The following is a 23404-nucleotide window of genomic DNA, read 5'->3' on the forward strand; positions in this document are numbered from 1 at the left end:
TGTGAGCCTGATCCGGGTCAAGCATCCTCAGACGGGTCGTCCGTCAGGTGGCCACCGAGCGGCCGTGTGACCACGAGACTGCGCACCTCGTAGGACATCTCGGCGGTCTCGGGTTCCGGCGCGGGGTGGTAACGGCCCGCGCACACCGACAGGTTGACGATGAGGTAGGCCTGCCAGCCCGAGCCGACTCCCCGTCCGTCGGCGAAGATCCGCTCGCCGTCGAGGGTCCACACCACACTGCGCCGACCGAAGGTCACGCCCAGATCGAGGACGGCTCCCGGACGCACCGCCTCGTGGCGGACATAACTCTGGCCCCGCCGTACATGATTGGTCAGCTCCAAAAGGTCAGGGTTGTCGGGGTGGTACTCGAAGACATCGACCTCGTTGCCGCCGTCCCGCCAGGTCCAGACGGCGGGCCAGGCCCCCAGCGCGGTGGGCAGCCGTACGGTGGTCTCCAGGTGGTCCCCGGTACGGACCATGAACCCCTCGGCGCTCCCCTCAGTGGTCAGCAGCCCTGCGTCCCACAGGCCGTCCGCCCTGCGCCGGGCCCTGAACGTGCCCAGCCGGGAGTAGGCGGGGTCGGCCGTGAGGTGATCCAGTTTGTTGTCGCCCTGGTTGGTGGGCCCGCCGTCCGGATAAGCCCAGGACCGGCCCGCGACCCACTGGCGTTCCGAGGAAAAATCGGCGCTGAACGCGACGGCACTCACATGCCCTCTCCTTGCTGTCACCAACGCCCCTCCCCGTTCCATCTCCTGACCCGTCCGCCGCCATGCGCCATCCGCCCACACCTGACGAGCAATTCAGCCTCACGGGTGAAACGCGTTCGCCCCTGGCCGCGCCGGCCGGAAGCAGCACCCGGGCGCGGTTTCCGCCGGGACGGACCAGCCGTGGCCGAAACGCTCCACACAGGACGCGGTGAGCACGGCCCGCTCCCGGAACAGGCGCTCGCGTACCAGCCCGCTCCCGGCACGATGCCTGGCCGGACCAAACCGGAGGGTCCGGGCCGAACCCACGGCTGGAAGAGATGCTGGTCCTGACGGGCCTCCACGAGGACGGCGCACATGCCGCAAAGGAGGTCATCGGACGCACCGTCCCGGCGGGCGGATGCCAGGCTGAGGCCACGGCGGCCCTGTCGGGAGCCCCGCGGAGGATCGGCGACCGGGAACTCGTCGGCGCGATCAACATCGGCAGTTGCCGCGACGCGCAGCAGGTTCCGCGGGTGGTGAGAGTCTTCCGTGCCTGATCACGCCGTATGCGGAAGTACGGCTACACGTACGCGGATCCGACCCGGGCCGCTGGAAAGGGCGCCGAGTCCACAGGCCCGACCACCGACGGACAGCTCCCCTGGGCGGACGCGCTCACCCCTCGTCCGGCGTCCAGGCGGCCACCAGGTCGAGGAGACCGGGGAAGCGAGCGTTGAGATCGTCGACGCGGACGTGACTGCGGCGCTCCAGGCCGTACTGGCGCTGGCGGGTGACGCCCGCCTCGCGCAGGGCCTTGAAGTGGTGGGTCAGTGAGGACTTGGGGCGGTCGAGACCGAACCAGCCGCACGAATGGTCGAACTGCTCTGATTCCAGGAGGAGTTTGCGCACGATACGCAGGCGCAGGGGGTCGCTCAGAGCGCCCAGCACCGTTTCCAGCCGCAGCTCCTCCACGGCCGGTTCCGGGAGCGCCTCGGGCAGTCCTGTGGGTTCCGGCAGCACTTTGATCGAAGGCACGGACAGCTCCTATTGCCAATTCCTATGTACGACTCCGATCGTACTGCATGCTATGTTCGAGAAAACTCGTACTTCACAGCTGGAGGAACCTGTCATGCCGGAAAGCCGAACAGCGGCCGTGAGGGAAGCGGGCGAACAGCACGCCGGGGCGGCCCTGGAGCCGACGACGCCCACCTGGTGGGTGTGGCTGGCCGCCTGGCCCGTGACCGCGGTCTTCGTCCTGTCCAACGCGGCGACCCCGCTGTATGTGCTGTGGCAGCGCGACATCGGGTTCTCCAAGGGCACCCTGACCGTGGTCTTCGCCTTCTACATCGTCGGACTCATCGGATCCCTGCTCGTCTCCGGTGTCGTGTCCGACCGGGTGGGCCGCAAGCCCGTCCTGCTGCCCGCGCTCGGCCTCGCGCTGGCCGCGTGCGTCATCTTCGCGACCGCCACCAGCGTGGCCGCGCTGATCGTGGCCCGGTTGTTCACGGGCATCGCCGTCGGTGCCGTGGTCTCCGCGGGCATGGCCGCCGTGACCGACGTCGCCGGACAGGGCCGCAAGCGGCTCGCCGCGCTGCTCGCCTCCTGCGCGATGGTCTTCGGGGCCGGGCTCGGGCCGCTCCTCGCGGGCATCCTGTCCGAGACCGCGCCCTCCCCGACCGTCACCGTGTTCCTCGTCGAGATGGTGCTGCTCGCGACGGCGTTCCTCGCGGTGCTGCGCATGCCGGTACGACGTCCTCAGGGACCGTCCAAGGGGACGTGGATCCGCGTGCCCGGCGTGCCCCGCGGCAACGGTCTGCAACTCGCCCTGGGGATCGCCGTGTTCGCCCCCGGCATCACGGCCACGTCCTTCGTCCTGTCTCTCGGCCCCTCCCTCCTCTCCGGTCTGCTCGGCACCACCAGCCGGATCGTCGCCGGAGCCATGGCGTTCGCGATGTTCCTGGCCGCCACGGGTGTGCAGTTCGCGGTACAGCGCCTGCCCAGGCACACCATCCTGACCGCCGGCGCGGTCAGCACCACCCTCAGCATGGTCACCCTGATCGTCGCCGTGCACACCTCGTCGGTCGCGGTGCTCATCGTTTCCGCCCTGCTGGCCGGCGCCGGCCAGGGCATGGGCCAGCTCGGCGGCCTCTCCCTGCTCAACTCCACCATCGCCCCTCAGCGACTCGCCGAGGCCAACGCCGCGCTCAACGTGGGCGGTTACATCCCGGCGGGCGTCCTGCCGGTGTCGGCGGGCTACCTCAGCGACGCGATCGGGCTGACGGACGGCGCGACGGTGTTCGGGGTGGTGTTGATGACCCTGGCGGTCGTCGGGGGGCTGGTGGTCGCCGCCGGCCGCCGCAAGGGGGCGGAGCCGGCCTGACCGCCGGCCCCGCTCACTGTCCCTCCGCCACGGCGGCGCATCACGGCAACGGCCGCGGTGCGCCGCCGCGCTCTGTGCCCGCCCCGGCGAAACGTCCTGACGCGCTCGCCGAGCCCGCCGCGGCGACCCAAGGCCGGCCGCCGAACGCCGCCAAGGCCGGAGCCCGGGGTCGCCCCAGCCCTCGGTCAGCACCCCGCAGCCCTCAGCCCGCACCCCGCGCCCCACAGCCCTCAGCCCACACCCCGCACCCCGCACCCCACAGCCCTCAGCCCACACCCCGCACCCCGCACCCCGCACCCCACAGCCCGCGCCCCACAGCCCTCAGCCCGCGCCCCGCACCCCGCACCCCACAGCCCGCACCCCACAGCCCGCGCGCCGTCGTCCTCACCGCGCACGGATCGCGCCGAAGAGCAGTTCACTCGCCTCGGCCCAGCGGTCCACCACGTCCGCCCTGTCGTGCAGGACGTCCGAGATGTGCTGCGTGCCGAAGAAGGCCGCGACCAACGACCGTGCGGCCGCCGCCGGCCGGACCTCCTCCCGCAGCTCGCCGCGCTCCCGCGCGGACACCAGCAGGGACTCCAGGAGCTCGGTCCAGTCCAGGTACGGCGTCGGCAACTGGGCGTCGATCTGCGGGCGTTCGATCTGAAGCCGAGCGCCCGCCTGCACGATGACGTCGTCCCGGAACGCCATCGCGGCCCGCGCGAGCATCTCCGCGACGGTGTCCATCGGCCCGTACCCCTCCGCCACCACCTGCTCCAGCAGGGCCGGCCACCGACCGTAGTGTTCCTCCACCACGGCGACCGCGAGGGCCTCCTTGGTCGGGTAGTGGAAGTACACGGCCCCCTTGGTCATCTCCACCCGGTCGGCGACGTCCTTGACCGAGGTGTGCCGGAATCCGTGCTCAGCGAAGAGTTCGGACGCAGCGGTCAGTACCAGCTGCTTGGTGCGGGTGGACCGATCCTGCTTGGGTTCCGGTCCCCGTCTCGTCACGATCTTCTTCTGGACGAACGGGGAGAAGGCCGGGGACGACTCTGACATGGTGCGGCTCCTCTGTACGGCGGCTTCGACCAGGGTGACGCAGAACACCCTCGGCAAGAAACCTTCTCGAAGGTATCTTTACGGAGGCGCCTCCCGTGGGGACGGGACGATAGCGGGCTCACTCCCGCCGGCGCGACTTGGGGAGGAACAGTAACGTGCACGCCGTACCACCGTTAACGCCGTACTCGCCCCCGGACACCCTGCTCCAAAACCCCTGGAGCGGGCTGAGTTTCGCGCACCCGGTGCCGCGTGAGTCGGTACACAAGTCCGCCACCGCGGAAGTACTGCTGACCGACGCGGCGCAGCTGGGCGAGGACCGGTTCGCCGTCTCCGCCGTCTGGCACCGTGACCACTTCCTCGGCCACCGAGGGGCCCCGTCGGGCGACCCCGTGCTCCTGGCCGAGACCGCGCGGCAGGCGGCCATTCATCTGTCACACCGCTTCCACGGCCTCCCCGAGGGCCACCCGTTCGTGCTCGACGAGGTCGCCGTGGAACTCGACGAGGCGCTGCCCCCGGTGGACCCCGCGCCGCTGGCGCTCGGTCTCGACATCCGGTGCCGCCGCCTCCCGGGACCCGCCCGCCGGACCAGGCTGGAGCTGGACGCCGAGGTGCACACCGCGCGCCGCCGGCCGGGGCGGGCCCGGGTCCGCTGGGAGGTCATGGAACCGCGCCGCTACGCGGTGCTGCGCAAGCGGGGCGGACCCCTGCCCAGCACGTCTGGTGAGCCGGCACCGCCCGACACCCTGCCCGTGCCGGCAGCCCGTGTCGGAGGGCTGCGGGAGCACGACGTCCTGTTGGCCGCGGACGCGACCCGCTCGGACCGGTGGTGGCTCCAGCTCGACCTCGGGCATCCCGTGCTCTTCGACCACCCGTCGGATCACATACCGGGCATGGCCCTGGTGGAGGCCTTTGGGCAGGCGATCACCCTTGCCGACGCACGCGGAGCGGGGGCCGCGGACGCGGGACGGCACGTGCGGACGCTGATCACCCGGTTCACCTCGTTCGGCGAGCTGAACCAGCCGGTGGCCATCACGCTGCAGCCCGACGACGACGGTCACGGTGGCGTCGGGCGGCCCTCCTTCGCGCTGCGGGCCGTGCAGGGAGACCGTGAACTGGCGTCCGCGCGCGTGGTGTGCACGACGCCCCGTGCCGACCGCAGCCCCGTGGGAGCGGCATGCTGATCACGGAACGGACCGGCACGATGACGGTCGCCCCCACGCCGAGCCACCTAGAAACGGCCGCACTGACCGTACTCGCCCGCCGCGACGCACCGCGAGCGGAGGAGCGGCGCAGGCTCACCTCCGACGTCGCAGCCGCCGTCTCGACCGCGGGCTTCCCGCGCCACTTCGTGCCGCGCCGCCTGGGCGGCGCGGCCGGCGAATTCGCCGAGCTGGTGGCCGCCACCGCCGCGGTCGCGGAGGCCTGTGCCGCCACGGCCTGGTGCTCCGCGCTGTACGCCGCGCACGGCCGGCTGGCCGCCTACCTCCCCCGCGAGGGACAGGACGAGCTGTGGGGCGGCGGGCCGGACGCCCGTATCGCCGCCGCGGTCGTGCCGCCGCAGGGCACCGCGACGGCACGGGCCGGCGACTGGGTCCTCGAGGGCGCGTGGCGGCCCGCCAGCGGAGTCGACCACGCCGACTGGGTCCTGCTGGCGTCCTGGACGCCCGGCGAGACCGGCAGGCAGCACAGGATCTTCGCCGTCCCCCGCGCGGAGCTGTCGGTGGTGGACACCTGGCACTCCTCGGGCCTGCGCGGTACGGGGAGCAACACGGTGACGGCCGACGCGGTCCGGGTCCCCGGCCGCCGTTCCTTCACCCTGGACGCCCTGCTCCGCCCGCAACCCGGTGCGGCCCGCTGCCACACGGTCCCCTATCCCATGGTCGCCGCGCTCATCTTCGCCGCTCCCCTGCTCGGCCTCGCCCGGCGGGCGCTGCGCGAATGGACGGACGAGCGCAGGGCCGCGGCGTCCGTGCACCCGGCCACGCCCACCGTACTGGCCGAGGCCTCGGCACGGATCCGCTCCGCCGCGCTGCTTCTCGGCGACGCCGCCGAGCGGGCCGACCACGGCGAGATCACCCCGCTGACGGTGGCCGAGAACCGCAGGGACGCGGTGACCGCGGCCGCGCTGTGCCGCGAGGCGGTGGACGCCCTCTTCCGCTCGGCCGGTCTGCGCGCGCAGTCGCCGGACCATGTTCTGCAGCAGGCCTGGCGGGACGCGACGGCCGTGGCGGGCCACGGCGCGCTCGATCCCGACGCGGCGGCCAGGGCGTACGCGGAGGCGGTGCTGGGCCGCGGGACGGGTGGCCCGTCGTGAACCGTACGGCGCCGACGGCCCCCGGCGACCTCACGGCGACGCCCGCCGCCGGCCGGCTTGGCGTGATCGCGTTCTTCGACGTCGACGAGACCCTGCTGGCCGCGAAGACCATGCTCGACTTCTGGGACTTCTGGGCCGGTTCGGGCATCTGGCCGATCCCTGCCCACGTGCCCGACCTGCGGGCCCGCGCGGCGGCGGGCGTGGACCGGGGCACACTGAACCGGGAGTACTACCGCCGGTTCGCCGGAGTCCCCCTCGGCACCCTGCGGTCGGCGGCGCGCGCCTGGTACGACACGCATCGCCGTGGCGCGCGGGCCTTCGTGACCGCCGGGATCGAGGCCGTCGAGCGGCACCGGGCCCAGAACCACGAGGTCGTCCTCGTCTCGGGTTCGCTGCGGCCGCTCCTGGAGGCCGTGGCGGAAGACCTCGGCGGGGCCGAGGTGCGGTGCGCCGAGCAGCTGGTGACGGACGAGGGCGTCCTCACGGGAGAGATCGACCGGCCGATGATCGGACAGGCGAAGGCCGATGCCGTCTCGGCCGTCGTGCACGCCCGCGGGGCGCGTGGCTCGGACTGCTACGCGTACGGCGACCACGAAAGCGATCTCGCCATGCTCCGGTCGGTGGGGCACCCGGTGGTGGTGGGCGGCTCCGCCGCGCTGGCCCGGGAGGCCGCACGGGCCGGGTGGGCGGTACTCGGCGGACAGGTGGGTCCCCGGGCCCACGGCCGCACCTCCGGGCCACCCGTTCCGGCCTCGGGAAACGGCTGATGTCCGGCCGGATTTCCTCTCCCGGAAAAATACCTTCGCGAGGGTATGTTTATGTCCTCATCAACACTGGAGGACACCCGCATGGCCAAGCAGGAAAGAGCGCGGCACACCCGCGAGAAGGTACTGGACGCCGCCGCCGAGGAGTTCGCTCTCCAGGGGTACAGCAGGGCCACGCTCAACGCGGTGGCCACGCGGACAGGGATGACGAAAGGAGCCCTGTACGGGCACTTCGCGTCCAAGCGGATCCTCGCCGGCACCCTGCTCTCCCAGTCCCACGAGGTGTGGGAGGAGATGCTGCTGACCCGGGACACACCCGGCGTCGCCGCCCGGACGGCGCTCGAGTCACTGGTCCTGGATCTCGCGCACCGGCTCAAGGCGGATGTCCGGCTGCGGGCGGCGCTGCGCCTGGCCACCGACTGCCCGAACCTGAGCCGCGCGGTACCGGATGTCTTCGAGGAGGTTCGGCGCAACCTCGTCGCCCTCATCCGTCGCGCGCAACAGGAGGGCGGGATGCCCCCGCATCCGCCCGAACTGGTCGCACAGTTGCTGCTGGCCGCCATGCACGGCGCGCTCCATGTGTCGTTCGGGTCGGCCGGGTGCGGCGGTGCGGCCGCCTGGGAGGCCGTGTGGCGGCTGCTCCTGGACGCGCTCTCGGGTGACCCCCGGCAGCTGCCGGAGGGACAGGAGGCGGAGGCGGCGGACAAGGTGCACGCCAGATGAGCAGTTTGTTGCGGATCCATTAAAAATACCTTCGGGAAGGTTTTTATGTCATGCTGAGGCTCCCCGACTCTGTGCGGGCGGCCTCCGCCCGGCACAGGACAGATCAACTCGCAGTCACCGGTCGACATGTCGTGAAGGAGGGAAGCTCATGAGCGTGCTGGACGAAAGGGTTGGGCCGTCGTCGCTCGACCGCACGAACTCCGGCAGTACCCAGGGTGATGCGAACCCCGAATGGGTTCGGCGCGCGACCGCCCACGCCGAGCATGTCGATGACTTCGACATGCGACATCTTCGGTATTTTCTGACCGTGGTCCGTGCCGGGACCGTTTCCGGAGCAGCCCAGGAATTGCGTATATCGCAACCGAGTCTGAGCCAGCAGATCAAACGCCTGGAGCACCGCATCGGCGCTCCGCTGTTCATCCGAAGTTCACGCGGGGTTGAATTGACCACAGGGGGACGGGCATTTCTGCGGGAAATCCAGAGCATTCCGGAGCAACTCCGGTCCGCCATCGCGGCCGCCGCGCCGTCGCCCCGCAGCTGGCCCGTGGGGGTCTGCGGCGGGGTGCCGGCCGAGGTACTCGCCGAGGTGCAGCACGGGCTCGCCGGACAGGACGCCGACTGGACCGCGAGCCGGGGCAGACCGCCCCTGCGCATGCGCTCGGTCGGCGCGGCGGACCAGCCGGAGCTGCTCCAGCACGGCGAGATCGCGTTCGGCATCGTGCGGCTACCGGTCCCGGTACCCGGTCTTGTGCGTGCCGTGGTCTGGGACCAGCCACTCGGAGTCGTCCTGCACGCCGACCATCCGCTGTCCCGCAGCACCGAGCTGACCTGGTCGGATCTCTCCACGCAGCGGCTTCTGTGGTACGACGAGGGCTGCGCTCCGGGTTATGCGGACAGCGTCCCAGCGCAACTCGCCGCGCTGGGCTGGAAGGCCGCGCTGCACCCTGTCGACCAGGACCAGCAGGCCCTGTTCGTGCACGCGCTCCAGACCGGTGGCGACCTCGTGGCCCTGCGCCCCCGGCTCGCCGTGCACAGTGCTCCCCAGCTCGTCTGGCGCCCTCTGCCCACCAGGGCCGCGCCGCGCGAACAGCTGGCGGTCACCGCGCTGGCGGGGACCCGCTCGGCCCACTTCCTGAGCAGGGCCGCCGCCCTGCGCGGCTGGCCCTTCCTCACCTGAGTCCTTTTTCCGTACCTCGCACCTCACCCTCTTTCCGCTCACACCTTTCTTTGGTCAAGCGGCCCGGATCCTCACGGATCCGGGCCGCTTTTTCGTTTCCGACGCGCGGAATATTTCATTCCGTTGAACGGCCGCGCATTACCCATAGGCTCAGCCGTATATCTGCCACGCGCTTTGCGTCTTGGACGCCGAACAGCGCCGGAATCTAAGCTCTTCAACGTGAAACCACAGCGTTTCGCCTTCACTTTCTGAGCAATCTCACCGGCAGTGCCGGATACAGGGGAGAAGCGTGATCTCGACCAAACTGACAGAGCTGCTGGGAATCGAGCATCCGGTCGTCTGCGCCCCGATGGGCTCCGTGTCCGGCGCGGAGCTCACCACCGCGGTCACCCACGCCGGCGGGCTGGGCCTGGTGGGCGTGAGCTACGGCGACGCGGCCTTCATCGACGAGCATGTGGCCCGGGCCGCGGAGAGCGGCGGTGTCTGGGGCGTCGGCTGTGTCATGTTCACCTTCGACGAGCGTCCGGGCCTGTGGGACAAGGTGCTCGGCTACGCGCCGCCGGTGATCGCCCTGTCGTTCGGCGACGCCGAGCAGGTGCGCCGGTACGTGGGTTCCGCCGCCGAGAGCGGCGCGCATGTGGTCGTACAGGTGCACGACACCGAGCAGGCGGCCGTCGCCCTGCAGGCCGGGGCCTCCGTGCTGGTGGCCCAGGGCGCCGAGGCCGGCGGCCACCACAAGAAGCTGGCGACCCTGCCGCTCGTGCCCGCCGTGGTCGACCTCGCCCAGGGCATGGTGCCGGTGGTCGTCGCCGGCGGTGTCGCGGACGGCCGGGGTCTGGCGGCGGCGCTGGCGCTGGGCGCCGACGGCGTGATGATGGGCACCCGGTTCGCCCTCACCGAGGAGTCGATGGGCACGGCCGGCTTCAAGGCCTCCCTGGTGTCCGCCGCCACCGCCGACACCGTCGACACGCGCGCCTTCGACGTGGTCCGCGGCATCCCCTGGAACGAGATGTACCAGGCGCGGTCGGTCGGCAACGCGTTCACCCGTGAGTGGACCGGGCGGGACGCGGAACTGGCGGCCCGGCGCGCCGAGGTGGAACCCGCCTGGGCGGCCGCGGTCGCCCGCGACGACACGGCACAGCGCGCCCTGTTCGCCGGCGAGGTGATCGGCCTCGTCCAGGACGTGCGGCCCGCGGCGAGCGTGGTCCGGGACACCGTCGCCGAGGCAGAAACGATCCTGCGCGGACTCGCCGGAAAGCTCACGCCCTCACGGTGAGCAGCACCCCATTCGCCTGAACGACCTTCGAAACACCGACCGGAGCCCTTCATGATCCACGTCCTGACCCTCACCTACCTCGTCCCCCGCGAGACCGTCACGGCCCATCTGCCCGAGCACAAGGCATGGCTGCGCGAACACGCCGACCAGGGACGCATCCTGCTCAGCGGTCCCCGCCCCGAGGGCGGCGCCGTGATCGTCACGGCCGACCTCGACGAGGCCCTCGTACAGACGTTGATCGAGAGCGACCCGTGGCACCGGCTCGGCATCGCTTCCTACGAGCGGATCGGCTTCGAGGGCCGGGGGGCCAGCCCCGGTGTCGTGACCGCCGCCGAGCCGGACGACAGCGTGCTGCTCATCAATGTGGCCACCACCGACGACGCACCGGCCAGCGTCGACGCTCTCGCCTCGGCCGTGGACCACGTCGCCGCCACCGCCGAGGGGTTCCGCGGCTCGCGTCTGCTGACGAGCGTCGACGGCGACGCCATCGTCAACCTCGCGGCCTGGACGGACCAGAAGCGGTTCGACGCCATCTTCGACGACCCGGAGTTCCAGCGCCGCTACCAGGCCTTCGCCGCCACCACGACCGGTGCCAAGTACCGCCTCTACCGCACGAGCCGGGTCATCACCCCCAACCGCTGACCCCGCCCGCAGTCCCGCCCCACAACGTGTCACACCTTTAGGAGAGACCCATGTCAGCCTCGAACTCCGCCGAGTACGACCTCATCGTCGTCGGATTCGGAGCCGCCGGCCTGTCGGCCGCCCTGTCCTTCGCTGAGACCACCGAAGGCCGCGAGCAGCCCGCGCGGATCGCCGTGCTCGAGCGTTCCACCGAAGCGGAACGCGGCGGCGCCACCCGCTGGACGGGCGCCTTCCTCCGTGTCGACCAGCAGCGGCGGCTCGACACCGACTGGGCCGAGCACGTCGGCCGGGTCTCGGGCGGCCTGGCCGACATCGACTACTGCCGCGCCGTCGAGCGGGAGACCCCGCAGACCCTGGCCTTCGTGGAGAAGCACGGCGTCGAGATCGCCTACGAGGACTTCCCCCTCCCCCACACCTTCGACGGGGGTACGCCGTCCATGGCGCCGCCCGCCAGCCCGCGCGGCGGCGGTGCCTCGATCGTCGAACACCTGGGCACCGCCCTGGAGAAGGACCCTCGCGTCGACATCCACTACGAGACGGAGGCCCTGCGGCTGACCACCGCGGAGGACGGCACGGTCGACGGCGTGGTGGTCCGCGGCGCCGACGGACGCACCCGGCGGCTGACCGGCCGGGCCGTGGTCCTGGCCTGCGGCGGCTTCGAGGGCAACACCGAGATGCTCACCCGCTACGTCGGCGACCGCGCCTGCGACCTCCCGCTGATCGCGCCGGGCATCGCGAACAACCGCGGTGACGCGCTGCGCATGGCGCTGGAACTCGGTGCCGACACCGCCGGGCAGTTCGACGGCATCCACGCCGAGCCGGTGGACCGCCGTACGACGAAGGCCGACTCGGTGCTGTACGGGTTCGCGGCGGGCATCTTCGTCAACGGCCGGCTGGAGCGCTTCTTCGACGAGGGCCGCGACACCTGGGACAACACCTTCGAGCACCTCGGCTACGAGATCTGGAAGAACCAGGACCAGGAGGCGTACTGGATCGCCGACGCCAAGACCTTGGCCATCCCCGGCATCATGAACTCGCTGCTCAGCGACCTTCCGCCGGAGCAGGCGGACACCCTGGAGGAGCTCGCCGGGAAGCTGGGTGTGGACGCCGAGGCGCTGGAGAAGTCCGTCGCCGAGTTCAACGCGGCGGTGGCTCCCGGGGAGTTCGACCCGACCCGCCCCGACGGCAAGCACACGGTCGGCCTCACCCCGCCGAAGTCCAACTGGGCCACCCCGCTGGACACCGCGCCGTTCATCGGTGTCCCGGTCACCGCCGCGATCTGCTTCACCTACGGCGGGATCCGCACCGACCTCGACGCCCGGGTCGTCACCCCCTCGGGCACCGCCATCCCGGGTCTGTACGCGGCCGGTGAGGCGACGGGCCTCTTCTACCACGCCTACCCGCCGGCCACGTCCGTTCTGCGCTCGCTCATCTTCGGGCGGATCGCCGCACACCACGCGGCCGCCGCCCAGTCCGTCTGACCCCACCTCACGTCAGTCACCTGGAGACTCCATGAGTATCGTCAACATCGACGTCACGCTCCGCGACGGCGGTTATCGCAACGGCTTCAACTTCCCGCTCGCCTACGCCCTCAAGCACGCGAGGCTCAGTGTCGAGGGCGGGTTCGACTGGGTCGAGATCGCCTACCGCAAGGGCTCGTTCGCCCCGATGCCCCACCTCGGGCTGACGGGCCGCGGCGACGACGAGTACATCGCCGCGGTCGCCCAGGAGATAGGCCCGCAGCGGGTGGCGGTGATCCTCCACCCGAAGAACATCACCCGCGACGACCTGCCCGCCATGTACGCGGCCGGGGCCCGTCTCGTCCGGGTCATCCTGCCCTCCGAGGGCTACGAGGCCGGCCTCGACTACATCCGCCAGGCCAGGGACATCGGCTTCACGGTGGGGGTGAACTTCGCCCGCATCACCCAGTGGACGGGCCGGGACGTGGTCGAGGTGGCGACGGCGGCCACGGACGCCGGCGCCGAGTTCGTCTACCTGGCGGACTCCAACGGCAGCCTCTCCCCCGTCGAGACCACCGACCTCACCAACCTGACCCGGTCCGTCACCGGCGGCGCGGTCGGACTGCACGCCCACAACAACCTGGGGCTCGCCCTCGCCAATGCCATCAGTGCCGTGGCCGCGGGCGCGACCTGGATGGACTCGTCGATCCAGGGCATGGGCAAGGGGCCGGGCAACCTGATCGCCGAGCAGTGGCTGGCGCACCTGGACCGGACCGATCCGGGGGCAGCCGCGCGGCTCGACCTGGCCCCCGTCCTGGAACTGGCGGACCTCCTGCTCGCCGAGATTCCCGAGGGCAGGCCCTCGCTGCCGCTGCCGGACCTGGTGCTGGGCCGCTACGACCTGTCCGTGGAGCACCGCAAGGCCCTGCTGGGCGAGCACGGAGAGGCCATCGCCACCGCGCGCACCCTCGCCACCGTCCGGTGATCCACACCGGACCGGACCTGCCGACGGCGGTCTTCGCACCGCGGACCGCCGTCGGCACGGCCCACGCCCTCGTCCTCGCCCCGGTCACCCCTCGCTGGGACGAAGGAGCGTTCTTCGCCCCCGTCATCCGGACCCTGACCGGCGCCGGACTCAGGGTGACCGTGGTGGACACGCTCTCCCTGTGGGACGAGGAGGTCGACTCGATGGCCTCCTTCGTCGCCCGCTGGCGCGCGCTGCTGCCGCGGTTCGGCCGAGTCGACCTGCTGTGCGGGAACGCGCTGGGAGGGGCGGTGGCGCAGGCCCTGCTTCCGTACGTCGATCCCGCCACAGCCGCCCTCCTCGTCTCGGGCCCCGCCCGCACGGACCCCCTGCTGGAGTCCCGCCTCACCGCCATCGCCGACCTGGCCTCCACCGGCGACGCCGAGGCGGCGCTCGCTCTGCTGAACCACCGAGTCCTGCCGGCCGGTCCGCCGGCTCTCGACACCGAGCCGGTCGCCCACGGCGCCTCCCGGCCCGGGAGCGCCGCCGGCACCGGGCCCCTCGCCGGTGGCCGCGGCACCCGGCCGCCGAGCACCACCTCCGGCGCCCGGCCCACGACCACAGGCAGCGGCACCCGAACCGCGACCGCCGACCGCGACGCCGAGCCCGTCACCGCCGACGCGGTCGCGGCTCGGAGGCTCGCCGCCGGAATGCGGCTGCTGTGCGGGATCGACGTCTCGCAGGCCGTGCTCGCGCACCGGGGTCCACTGCTCCAGATCGTCGGTGGCCGCTCCCAACTCGTCACCCGCCGGCACACCGCCGCCGCCCCGCACCACACGGTGCATGTCGCCCCGGAGGCCGGCATGCGCCCCCAATTCGAACAGCCCACCGAAGTGGCCGCGCTCGTCGAGGCCTTCCTGTGGGAGAAGGGAATCCGATGAAGTCGGCAACCGACCAGCCGCCCCCGAAGAAGAGCATCGCCGTCCTCCCCGGCGACGGAGTCGGGCCGGAGGTGGTCTCCGCCGCACTCGACACCGTGGACCGGCTCGGCCTCCCCCTGGAGTTCCGTTTCGGGGAGATCGGCTGGGAGTGCTGGCGTCAGGAGGGCGACACGGTGCCCCAGCGCACCTGGAAACTCCTGGAGGAGACCGACACCTGTCTGCTGGGCGCCATCACCAGCAAGCCGCTGCGCGAGGCGGAGGCCGAACTCGCCCCCGAACTGCGCGGCACCGGAAGGGAGTTCGTCTCCCCGGTGATCCAGCTCCGCCAGCGCCTGGGCCTGTACGCGAACATCCGCCCGGTCACCGACCTGGATCACGGCCGCTTCGACTTCACCGTCATCCGGGAGAACACCGAGGGGCTGTACGCCGGTTACGACCTCCACGGCCTCGACGGCGCCCTGTGGGACACCGTGCGCGACCACCCCAACGCCACCGCCTCCGGCCCCGAGGGGACCAGCGTCACGCTCCGGCTGCAGACCCGCTTCGGTATCGACCGCCTCCTGCGCTTCGGCTTCGCGTACGCCGAGGCGCACGGCCACCGCAGGCTCACCGTCGTGGACAAGCCGATGGTGCTGCGCCACAGCGGCAACCATCTGCGGGAGCGTCTGGAACTCATCGCCCGCGACCACCCGGACATCGAGACCGAGATCCTCAACGTGGACGCCGTCGCCCTGTGGATGGTGCGCAGGCCCGAACGGTTCGGCGTCCTCGTCGCCGAGAACATGTTCGGCGACATCCTCTCCGACCTGGGCGCAGGCGTCATGGGAGGCCTCGGACTCGCCCCGAGCGGCAACATCGGCGATCACGGCAGCTACTTCGAGCCGGTGCACGGCAGCGCCCCCGGCATGGCGGGCCAGGACCGGGCCAACCCGATGGCGATGCTGCTGACCGTCGCGCAGATGCTCGACCATCTCGGCCTGTCCGTACCGGGCGAGGAACTGCGCGGCGCCGTACGCGCCGTCGCACGGGCCCGTACGACCGTCACGTACGACCTGGGCGGTACCGCCGGCACCCGGCAGGTGGCCCTGGCCGTCGCCCGCGAACTGCCGGGCCGCGAGGGCGAGTCGGCGGTGACGCCCGCCGAGAAGAGGGAGCCCGTGGCGGCCGTCCCCATGGACGTCGTGGACCGGCTGGCCGCGCTGGACACCGCCTCGGTCTCCGACGCGCTGGACAGCCTCGGCATCGAGGGGGTGCTCACCGGTGTGGCCGCGCGCGTGCCCGGAGCCCGCACGGCCGGGCTGGCGTACACGGTCACCTACCGCCCCGTGAACACGTCCGACGGCGGCTTCCGCAACGCGGCGAACTACCTGGACGACGTACCCGCGGGCTCCTTCGTGGTGGTCGACAACGGCGGCAGCACCAGCTGCACCAACTGGGGGTCGCTGCTCACGTCCGTGGCACAGAGCCGTGGCGTGCGCGGCACCGCGGTGTACGGCTCGGCCCGGGACATCGCGGAGATCCGGGCCGCCGGATACCCGCTGTTCAGCACCGGAGCCACGATGGTGAGCGGCAAGAACCGCGTGGAACTCGCCGGGACGGGACGGGAGATCACGGCCGGCGCGGTCACCGTACGGCCCGGAGACGTGGTGGTGGCCGACGACAACGGCGTCCTCGTGGTGCCCGCCGAGCGGGCGGCCGAGGTGGCCGACCGGGCCGAACGCGTGGAGGGGACCGAGTCCGCCATCGCCGAAGCGGTGGCCAACGGCCTGCGGCTGGACGAGGCTCGTCGGCAATTCGGCTACGCCAAGCCCTGGGAGGGTCCGGCCGAGCGGTCCGCCCATGCGTGAGCCGACGCGACGGGTGGTGGACGTCCACTACCACGCGGGGCCAGACCTCTACCGGCGCCGCCTGACGACAGGTGGCGCCGGGAGGGCGTACGCCGCGGTCGACGGCTGGGTGGTGATCAAGAGCCATCTGGGGTCCACGGCGGCAAGCGCCTGGGAAGCCCGCCAGGAGGGCCTGCCCGTGTCCGGTGCCGTCGTGCTCAACGACCTCGTCGGCGGCGTTCGCCCCCAGGTGGTGGAACAGGCGGTCTACGCCCATGGACCGGACGCTCCGGCTCGGCTGGTCGTGCACTTGCCCACCCTGGTCGGACCCGCACACCGGTCCGCTCTGCGCCGAGAGCCGTTCCATCCGCTGCTGGACACCGACCGCTGGCGCGGCGATCGCGTGCTGGACGGCTCGGGCCGGCTGAGCCGGCCGGTGCGCGAAGTCCTCCGGGCCGCCCGCGACCTGCCCGTCGTTCTGGCGACCGGGCACTGCGACCGGGAGGAGACGCTCCGGGTGATCGACGAGGCGGTACGCCTGGAGCTGCCGCGTCTGCTGCTGACGCACGCCACCCATCCGATGTCCGGCCTCACCCCGGAGGACCTGTCCCGGCTGGCCGGACTCCCCGGTCTGTACGTCGAACTCACCGCACTCACCCTCCTGTTGGGCCACCGGGACGTCCAGCACCTCGCAGACGTGGTGCGCGCTCACCCGAACGTGGTGTTCAGCTCCGATCTCGGTCAGCCGGATCAGCCGGACCTCGCGGGCTGGCTGGCGGTGAGCCGCCAGTGGTTCGCGGAGGCGGAGCTCACGCCCGCCGAGGTCGAGGCCATCACCTCCGGCAACCCGTCGCGGCTGCTGACGCCCTGACCCGGCTCCGTCCACGCCACACCCCAGGGAGTACTCATGCACCTCCGCGTCCCGAACGCCGCCCTGCGCGCCGACATCCGCCGGCTGGGCGACCTGCTGGGCGAGACCCTCGTCCGCCAGGAGGGCCCCGAGCTGCTGGAACTCGTCGAGAAGGTGCGCCGCCTCACCCGTGAGGACGGCGAGGCCGCCGCCGAACTGCTGCGCGGCATCGAACTGGAGACCGCCGCCAAGCTGGTGCGCGCCTTCTCCACCTACTTCCACCTGGCCAACGTCACCGAGCAGGTGCACCGCGGCCATGAGCTGCGGGCCCGACGGGCTCGGGAGGAGTCGGCGCTGGCCCGGGTGGTGAGACAGAGCGCGGAGATCGCGCCGGAACTGCTCGTCCGCGCGGTCGCCAACCTCAACGTGCGCCCGGTCTTCACCGCCCACCCCACCGAGGCCGCCCGCCGCTCGGTGCTGAACAAGCTGCGCCGGATCGCCACCCTCCTGGAGACCCCGGTCATCGAGGCGGACCGCCGCCGCCACGACACCCGTCTGGCCGAGAACATCGACCTCGTCTGGCAGACCGACGAACTCCGGGTGGTACGCCCCGAGCCCGCCGACGAGGCCCGCAACGCCATCTACTACCTCGACGAACTGCACGCCGGCGCCGTCGGGGACGTCCTGGAGGACCTGACCGCGGAACTGGAGCGCGTCGGCGTCCGGATCCCCGACGCCACCCGCCCCCTGACCTTCGGCACCTGGATCGGCGGCGACCGCGACGGCAACCCCAACGTCACCCCCCAGGTCACCTGGGACGTCCTGATCCTCCAGCACGAGCACGGCATCAACGACGCCCTGGAGCTCATCGACGAGCTGCGCGGCTTCCTGTCGAACTCCATCCGCTACACCGGCGCCACCGAGGAACTCCTGGAGTCCCTCAATGCCGACCTGGAGCGCCTGCCGGAGATCAGCCCCCGCTACAAGCGGCTCAACGCCGAGGAACCGTACCGCCTCAAGGCCACCTGCATCCGGCAGAAGCTGGAGAACACCAAGACCCGCCTGGCCCGCGGCATCCCGCACGAGGACGGCCGCGACTACCTCGGCACCAGCGAACTACTCAAGGACCTGACCCTGATCCAGAGCTCGCTCAGGGAACACCGTGGCGGCCTGTTCGCCGACGGGCGCATGGACCGCACCATCCGCACCCTTTCCGCGTTCGGCCTCCAGCTCGCCACCATGGACGTCCGCGAGCACGCCGACGCCCACCACCACGCCCTCGGCCAGCTCTTCGACCGCCTCGGCGAGGAGTCCTGGCGCTACGCCGACATGCCCCGCGACTACCGACTGCGCCTGCTGGGAAAGGAACTGACCTCGCGTCGGATGCTCGGTCCCGCGCCGGTGGACGCGGCCGGGGAGAAGACCCTCGGGGTGTTCCAGACGGTCAAGCGGGCCCTGGAGGTCTTCGGGCCCGAGGTCATCGAGTCGTACATCATCTCGATGTGCCAGGGCGCCGACGACGTCTTCGCGGCCGCGGTGCTGGCCCGCGAGGCCGGGCTGCTCGACCTGCACGCCGGCTGGGCCAAGATCGGCATCGTGCCGCTCCTGGAGACCACCGACGAGCTCAAGGCCGCCGACACCATCCTGGAGGACATGCTCTCCGACCCCTCCTACCGGCGCCTGGTCGCGCTGCGCGGGGACGTCCAGGAAGTCATGCTCGGCTACTCCGACTCCTCCAAGTTCGGCGGCATCACCACCAGCCAGTGGGAGATCCACCGCGCCCAGCGCCGCCTGCGTGACGTCGCCCACCGCTACGGCGTGCGCCTGCGTCTGTTCCACGGCCGCGGCGGCACCGTCGGCCGCGGCGGCGGCCCCTCCCACGACGCCATCCTCGCCCAGCCCTGGGGCACCCTGGAGGGCGAGATCAAGGTCACCGAGCAGGGCGAGGTCATCTCCGACAAGTACCTCGTGCCCTCCCTGGCCCGCGAGAACCTGGAACTCACCGTCGCCGCCACCCTCCAGGCCTCCGCCCTGCACACCGCGCCCCGCCAGTCCGACGAGGCGCTCGCGCGCTGGGACGCGGCGATGGACGTCGTCTCCGACGCCGCCCACGCCGCCTACCGCAGGCTGGTCGAGGACCCCGACCTGCCGACGTACTTCCTCGCCTCCACGCCGGTGGACCAGCTCGCCGACCTGCACCTGGGCTCACGGCCCTCCCGCCGCCCCGGCTCGGGAGTCTCCCTGGACGGACTGCGCGCCATCCCCTGGGTGTTCGGCTGGACCCAGTCCCGCCAGATCGTCCCCGGCTGGTACGGCGTCGGCTCCGGACTCAAGGCCCTGCGCGAGGCGGGCCTGGACACCGTGCTCGACGAGATGCACGAACAGTGGCACTTCTTCCGCAACTTCATCTCCAACGTCGAGATGACCCTCGCCAAGACCGACCTGCGCATCGCCCGCCACTACGTCGAGACCCTGGTCCCCGCCGAACTCCAGCACGTCTTCGCCGACATCGAGGCCGAACACGAACTCACCGTCCGCGAGGTCCTGAAGATCACCGGCGAGGACGAACTCCTCGACGCCACCCCGGTCCTCAAGCAGACCTTCGCCATCCGCGACGCCTACCTCGACCCGATCTCCTACCTCCAGGTCACCCTCCTCAAGCGCCAGCGCGACGCGGCCGCCGCCGGCGAACAGCCCGACCCGCTGCTCTCCCGGGCCCTGCTCCTCACCGTCAACGGCGTCGCCGCGGGTCTGCGCAACACCGGCTGACAGCTTCCGCGCCCGCCGCCCTCCCCCGCGAACCGGAGTCCCGCCATGACGCACACCCCCGACCTCCCGCGCCGCCGAGTGCTGCGCAACGCACTCGCGACCACGGCGCTCACCGCCCCGCTCCTGGGCGGGCCCGCGGGCACCGCGCACGCCGTGCCACACCGCCCCCGGATCGGCGCGTTGGGCGACCAGTCCGCCGTCCGCACCTTCACGCTGGGCGACGTACGGCTCACCTATGTGGTCGATGCCGCCATGGAGTTGGACCCGGCCGGGTTTCTCCCCGCTGTCCCCGCCGCGTACTGGAGGGCCCATCCGGAAGCGCTCGCGCCGTCCGGCCGTATCGCCGCCTCGGCCGGAGGTGTCCTCGTCGAGCGGGGCCGACGGAGGCTGCTGGTGGACGCGGGGCTCGGCGCCAACGTGCTCCCGCCGGCACTCGGCGTCTCCCGAGGCGGTGCGCTGCTGCGCACCTTGCGGGCGCTGCGGGTGCCACCCGCGAGCGTCGACACCGTGTCCTTCACGCACCTGCACACCGACCACACCGGGCTCGGCTTCGTGAAGGGCCCCGACCAGGAACTGCGCAGGGCGTTCCCGCGCGCCGACTATCTCGTGGCGGACGCCGAGTGGGGGCCGTTCTGGAGAGGCGAGATCCCGGTCGGAGCCCCGTCGTGGGAGGGGTTCATGGTGCCGATGTCCCGAGTCCTGCGACGCTTCGACGACGGCGACGAGGTCTGGCCCGGTGTCACCGCCCTGGTCACTCCGGGCCACAGCCCCGGACACACCACGTACGTGATCGCGGCGTCGGAAGGACGGCGCGTTCTGATCCTCGGAGACGCCTTCCACACTCCCGCGCAGCTCACCCACCCCGAGTGGCCCTCCGGCCCGGACGTGCATGCCGAAGAAGTGCTCAAGGCCCGCGAAACCCTCCTGGCCCAGCTCCTCGCCCCCCGTACCTACGCCTTCGCGTTCCACTTCGGTGACCAGGCTTTCGGCCGTGTCGTACGGAATCACCGCACCCACGAGGTTCAGTGGCAACCGGTGCCGGCCCGGGAGCTCCTTCCCAGCCCGGTACACCTCTCGTGACGGCGGGCGTGCACGACACACGTGGCGTCGGAACGCTGATGCCCGCCGACGGGCATCGCCGGCGACGAGGGGACCGGCGACGGCGATCGTGGCGTATCGGGCTGCGACGTTCAGTCCTGGTGCGGTGATGACCGCGGACGCCGCGCGCCGGAATCAGCCGGCGGGCGGGACGACGACGGCCTTGCCGTGCACCGCGCCCTCTGATGCGCGGGCGTGCAGTGCCGGCAGTTCGGCCAGCGGCACCCGCTCGGCGACGGCGACGCGCAGTTCCCCGCGGTCCACCAGTGCCACCAGCTGCGCCAGCTGGTCGGCGTCGCTGCGGACGAACAGGTCGATGCCGCGCACGCCGCGCTCCTCGTCGCTGGGGGCGGGCATCCACACCGTCGTGTTGACCAGGACCCCGCCCGGACGGATCAGCGTGACGAGCGCGGCGAGTTCGGCCGGGTCGACCGGTGCGAGGTTGAGCACGACGTCGACCGGCTCGGTCACTCCGTCGATCACACTCGTGGTCGTGTGATCTATGACCTCGTCGGCACCGGCGGACTTGACCGCGTCGGCGCTGCGCGGGCCAGCCGTGGCGATCACGTAGGCAGGAGTGCTCTTGGCCAACTGCACGGCGTAGCCGCCCACCGCTCCGCCCGCGCCGTTGATCAGCACCCGCTGTCCGGCCGTCAGCTTGCCGTGGTCGAACAGGGCCTGCCACGCGGTGAGGCCCACCAGGGGCAGTGCGGCGGCGTCGGCCAGCGGGACGCTCTTCGGCGCCGCCGTGAGGATCTCGGCCGGGGCGATGACGTACTGCGCCGCGGCGCCGGGCTTGTCCATCGGCAGGAAGCCGACAACGTCGTCGCCGACCGCGGGTCCGTGCACTCCCTCGCCCAGCGCATCGACGGTGCCGGCTACGTCGATACCGGGGGTGTGGGGCAGTTCCACCGGGATGGGGCCGCGCATGAAGCCGCCGCGGATGTTGCCGTCGACGGGGTTGAACGACGTCGCGGCCACGCGGACGCGGACCTCACCGGGCCCGGGGACGGGAAGCTCCACGTCCTCGTAGCGCAGGACGCCGGGGTCGCCGTACTCGTGGAAACGTACTGCCTTCATTGCTGTTCTCACCTTCGCTGCGATCCAAGATGACAAGTTGCTTCGAATTCGAAGTAACTGGTGATGACAGTACAGCTGCTTCGAATTCGAAGCAAGTGGTGCCGGTCCAGGCCGCGGCGGCCGCGGGAGAAGTGCTGGGCGAGGTCACCGGGGAGGACCGAGGACGACGTTGCCGGACAGCTCCGCGGCCTCGGCGAGCAGCTGCAGGGGGATCTCGAAGCCCTCGGGGCGAGGTTCCCGAAGGTCCCGGCCCGCGTGGCGGAACATCTTCTCCAGCCCCCCGGGAGTCGAGATGAGCAGGAGGTCCGCCTTCTCGGAGGTGATGCGGTAGCCGTGCGGGATGCGCCGGGGCAGAAAGACGATGCCGCCCTCCCGCAGCTCGTGCTCCTCCTCGTCGGCCCACACCAGCGCCGAACCGGACAGCCGCAGGAAGACCTCGTCCTCGTTGTTGTGCACGTGGAACGGCGGCGCCTCGCCCTTGCTGACGTCGAAGCGGCCGACGGTCAGCTGCCCACCGGTCGCCTCGGCGTCGAGCAGGATGCTGAAGACGCTCCCGCCGATCCACTCCAGCTGCTGGTGGTCCTCACGTTGCGCGAGATGGGGGATGCTCATGGCCGGTCCTCGGGATCCGTGGGCGGCGGCGCCGTCCTCCTGTGCGCAACCCTTCGGCACTCCGCTGCCCGATCTCCATGGCCTGCGGTGCCCAGTCGGGTCCAACACTGCCCACACGTCGCGGAGGAGCCCGGTTCCAGCGCCACCCGTGGTAGCTGGAACGGCACGCCATACTCTTCGAATTCGAAGCAGTAGACTTCGGGGCATGCCTGATTCGCCGCCGTCGCTGGACCCCGTGCAGCTCGGCGCCTATTTCGACCTCGTCGAGGTGACCAGCCTGCTCCGGCACGCGGTCGAGCAGCAGTTGCGCGAGACCGGTGATCTCAGTTACGTGCAGTTCCAGCTGCTGGCCCGCCTCGGTGACTCGCCCACCGGCAGCCACCGCATGACCGACCTGGCCGACGGTGTCGTCTACAGCCGCAGCGGCCTGACGTACCAGGTAGGTCTGCTCGAGAAGGAGGGCCTGGTCGTCCGCGCTCCCTCACCGGACGACGAGCGGAGCATCACCGTGACCATCACCGATGCCGGGCGCACTCTGCTGGCGAAGGTGCTGCCCGGTCACATCGAAGTGGTCAGCGGCCTCCTGTTCGAGCCCCTTTCGCGCGACGACGTCGAGGCTCTCGCCCGGCTGCTGGCGCCGGTCCGCGACCACATGCGCTCGACGCCGCCTCGCTCGGCCGCGCCTCGCCGACGCAAAAGTGGAGCATAAGGACACTGACGCCCGGGGCCGGCACAGTGCGCGCGGCGGTCTCGTTCCCGCCCGGTCCGCCGATCCACCAACAGGGGCGATTGCCTGTGCCGGCCATG

Annotated in this window: 22 protein-coding genes and 1 pseudogene; 18 read left to right on the forward strand and 5 right to left on the reverse strand. The window is 71.6% G+C overall.

The annotated features are described in order from the left end of the window. Positions 1-17: 17 nt before the first annotated feature. The gene (locus tag ACFYZ8_RS26935) at positions 18-707 is read right to left on the reverse strand and encodes a beta-glucanase (RefSeq protein WP_359038220.1); all 690 of its coding nucleotides are present in this window, start codon (positions 705-707) and stop codon (positions 18-20) included. A 317-nt stretch (positions 708-1024) separates the two neighbouring features. Here ACFYZ8_RS26935 and ACFYZ8_RS26940 point away from each other — a divergent pair, with 317 nt between their 5' ends. Then, positions 1025-1243: a hypothetical protein gene (locus tag ACFYZ8_RS26940; RefSeq protein ID WP_359038222.1), complete on the forward strand. Its 219-nt coding sequence runs from the start codon at positions 1025-1027 to the stop codon at positions 1241-1243. Between the two features lie 115 nt (positions 1244-1358). Here ACFYZ8_RS26940 and ACFYZ8_RS26945 read toward each other — a convergent pair whose 3' ends face one another. Continuing rightward, entirely contained in the window at positions 1359-1724 is a 366-nt protein-coding gene (locus ACFYZ8_RS26945) for an ArsR/SmtB family transcription factor (protein WP_388539873.1), read from the reverse strand. Positions 1725-1812: 88 nt separating this feature from the next. Between ACFYZ8_RS26945 and ACFYZ8_RS26950 the strand changes: the two genes are divergently transcribed. Further along, positions 1813-3063, forward strand: coding sequence for an MFS transporter (locus tag ACFYZ8_RS26950; protein ID WP_359038224.1), 1251 nt, complete (start codon positions 1813-1815; stop codon positions 3061-3063). Between the two features lie 384 nt (positions 3064-3447). Here the strand turns inward: ACFYZ8_RS26950 and ACFYZ8_RS26955 are convergent, their stop codons facing one another. Beyond that, entirely contained in the window at positions 3448-4101 is a 654-nt protein-coding gene (locus ACFYZ8_RS26955) for a ScbR family autoregulator-binding transcription factor (protein ID WP_388539525.1), read from the reverse strand. 242 nt (positions 4102-4343) lie between these two features. Between ACFYZ8_RS26955 and ACFYZ8_RS26960 the strand changes: the two genes are divergently transcribed. The 15 genes and pseudogenes from ACFYZ8_RS26960 to ACFYZ8_RS27030 all read left to right on the forward strand — a co-directional run bounded on the left by ACFYZ8_RS26960 (position 4344) and on the right by ACFYZ8_RS27030 (position 20887). After that, entirely contained in the window at positions 4344-5282 is a 939-nt protein-coding gene (locus ACFYZ8_RS26960; RefSeq protein WP_388539522.1) for a ScbA/BarX family gamma-butyrolactone biosynthesis protein, read from the forward strand. Next, positions 5276-6415, forward strand: coding sequence for an oxidoreductase (locus ACFYZ8_RS26965; protein ID WP_388539519.1), 1140 nt, complete (start codon positions 5276-5278; stop codon positions 6413-6415). The genes ACFYZ8_RS26960 and ACFYZ8_RS26965 overlap by 7 nt, the downstream gene beginning before the upstream one ends. Continuing rightward, entirely contained in the window at positions 6412-7182 is a 771-nt protein-coding gene (locus tag ACFYZ8_RS26970) for an HAD family hydrolase (RefSeq protein ID WP_388539517.1), read from the forward strand. The genes ACFYZ8_RS26965 and ACFYZ8_RS26970 overlap by 4 nt, the downstream gene beginning before the upstream one ends. 81 nt (positions 7183-7263) lie before the next feature. Then, positions 7264-7902, forward strand: a complete 639-nt coding sequence (locus tag ACFYZ8_RS26975) for a TetR/AcrR family transcriptional regulator (RefSeq protein WP_359038235.1) — start codon at positions 7264-7266, stop codon at positions 7900-7902. Positions 7903-8182: 280 nt separating this feature from the next. Then, positions 8183-8350: pseudogene (locus ACFYZ8_RS26980) on the forward strand (LysR family transcriptional regulator); the annotation flags it as partial. A gap of 114 nt (positions 8351-8464) precedes the next feature. Further along, positions 8465-9079, forward strand: a complete 615-nt coding sequence (locus tag ACFYZ8_RS26985; protein ID WP_388539870.1) for a LysR substrate-binding domain-containing protein — start codon at positions 8465-8467, stop codon at positions 9077-9079. 289 nt (positions 9080-9368) lie between these two features. Continuing rightward, positions 9369-10355 carry an NAD(P)H-dependent flavin oxidoreductase gene (locus tag ACFYZ8_RS26990; RefSeq protein ID WP_388539514.1) on the forward strand — a complete coding sequence of 329 codons (987 nt, stop codon included), beginning with the start codon at positions 9369-9371 and terminating at the stop codon, positions 10353-10355. Between the two features lie 51 nt (positions 10356-10406). After that, complete coding sequence (locus ACFYZ8_RS26995) at positions 10407-10997, forward strand: antibiotic biosynthesis monooxygenase (RefSeq protein ID WP_359038239.1); 591 nt, start codon at positions 10407-10409, stop codon at positions 10995-10997. Positions 10998-11047: 50 nt separating this feature from the next. Next, positions 11048-12478: an FAD-binding protein gene (locus ACFYZ8_RS27000; protein ID WP_388539511.1), complete on the forward strand. Its 1431-nt coding sequence runs from the start codon at positions 11048-11050 to the stop codon at positions 12476-12478. 31 nt (positions 12479-12509) lie between these two features. Continuing rightward, positions 12510-13442, forward strand: a complete 933-nt coding sequence (locus tag ACFYZ8_RS27005; protein WP_388539508.1) for a hypothetical protein — start codon at positions 12510-12512, stop codon at positions 13440-13442. Beyond that, positions 13439-14362 (forward strand): hypothetical protein, encoded by a 924-nt coding sequence (locus ACFYZ8_RS27010; RefSeq protein WP_388539506.1) that lies wholly within the window; start codon positions 13439-13441, stop codon positions 14360-14362. The genes ACFYZ8_RS27005 and ACFYZ8_RS27010 overlap by 4 nt, the downstream gene beginning before the upstream one ends. Further along, positions 14359-16209, forward strand: a complete 1851-nt coding sequence (locus ACFYZ8_RS27015; protein ID WP_388539503.1) for an isocitrate/isopropylmalate family dehydrogenase — start codon at positions 14359-14361, stop codon at positions 16207-16209. The genes ACFYZ8_RS27010 and ACFYZ8_RS27015 overlap by 4 nt, the downstream gene beginning before the upstream one ends. Next, a complete protein-coding gene (locus ACFYZ8_RS27020) occupies positions 16202-17059 on the forward strand; it encodes a DUF6282 family protein (RefSeq protein ID WP_388539500.1) in 858 nt (285 codons plus the stop codon). Before ACFYZ8_RS27015 ends, ACFYZ8_RS27020 begins: the two co-directional genes overlap by 8 nt. 36 nt (positions 17060-17095) lie before the next feature. Continuing rightward, positions 17096-19807: a phosphoenolpyruvate carboxylase gene (ppc, locus tag ACFYZ8_RS27025; protein WP_389050119.1), complete on the forward strand. Its 2712-nt coding sequence runs from the start codon at positions 17096-17098 to the stop codon at positions 19805-19807. Positions 19808-19852: 45 nt separating this feature from the next. Continuing rightward, the gene (locus ACFYZ8_RS27030) at positions 19853-20887 is read left to right on the forward strand and encodes an MBL fold metallo-hydrolase (protein ID WP_388533694.1); all 1035 of its coding nucleotides are present in this window, start codon (positions 19853-19855) and stop codon (positions 20885-20887) included. A gap of 153 nt (positions 20888-21040) precedes the next feature. On the opposite strand, the gene ACFYZ8_RS27035 is transcribed toward ACFYZ8_RS27030, so the two are convergent. Both ACFYZ8_RS27035 and ACFYZ8_RS27040 read right to left on the reverse strand, forming a co-directional pair. After that, positions 21041-21985: an NADP-dependent oxidoreductase gene (locus ACFYZ8_RS27035; RefSeq protein WP_388533691.1), complete on the reverse strand. Its 945-nt coding sequence runs from the start codon at positions 21983-21985 to the stop codon at positions 21041-21043. Positions 21986-22129: 144 nt separating this feature from the next. Further along, a complete protein-coding gene (locus ACFYZ8_RS27040) occupies positions 22130-22597 on the reverse strand; it encodes a cupin domain-containing protein (RefSeq protein WP_388533689.1) in 468 nt (155 codons plus the stop codon). A 205-nt stretch (positions 22598-22802) separates the two neighbouring features. Here ACFYZ8_RS27040 and ACFYZ8_RS27045 point away from each other — a divergent pair, with 205 nt between their 5' ends. Then, complete coding sequence (locus ACFYZ8_RS27045; RefSeq protein ID WP_388533686.1) at positions 22803-23306, forward strand: MarR family winged helix-turn-helix transcriptional regulator; 504 nt, start codon at positions 22803-22805, stop codon at positions 23304-23306. Positions 23307-23404 lie beyond the last annotated feature (98 nt).

The sequence above is a fragment of the Streptomyces sp. NPDC001668 genome, assembly GCF_042893155.1.
In the GTDB taxonomy this organism is placed as follows: domain Bacteria; phylum Actinomycetota; class Actinomycetes; order Streptomycetales; family Streptomycetaceae; genus Streptomyces.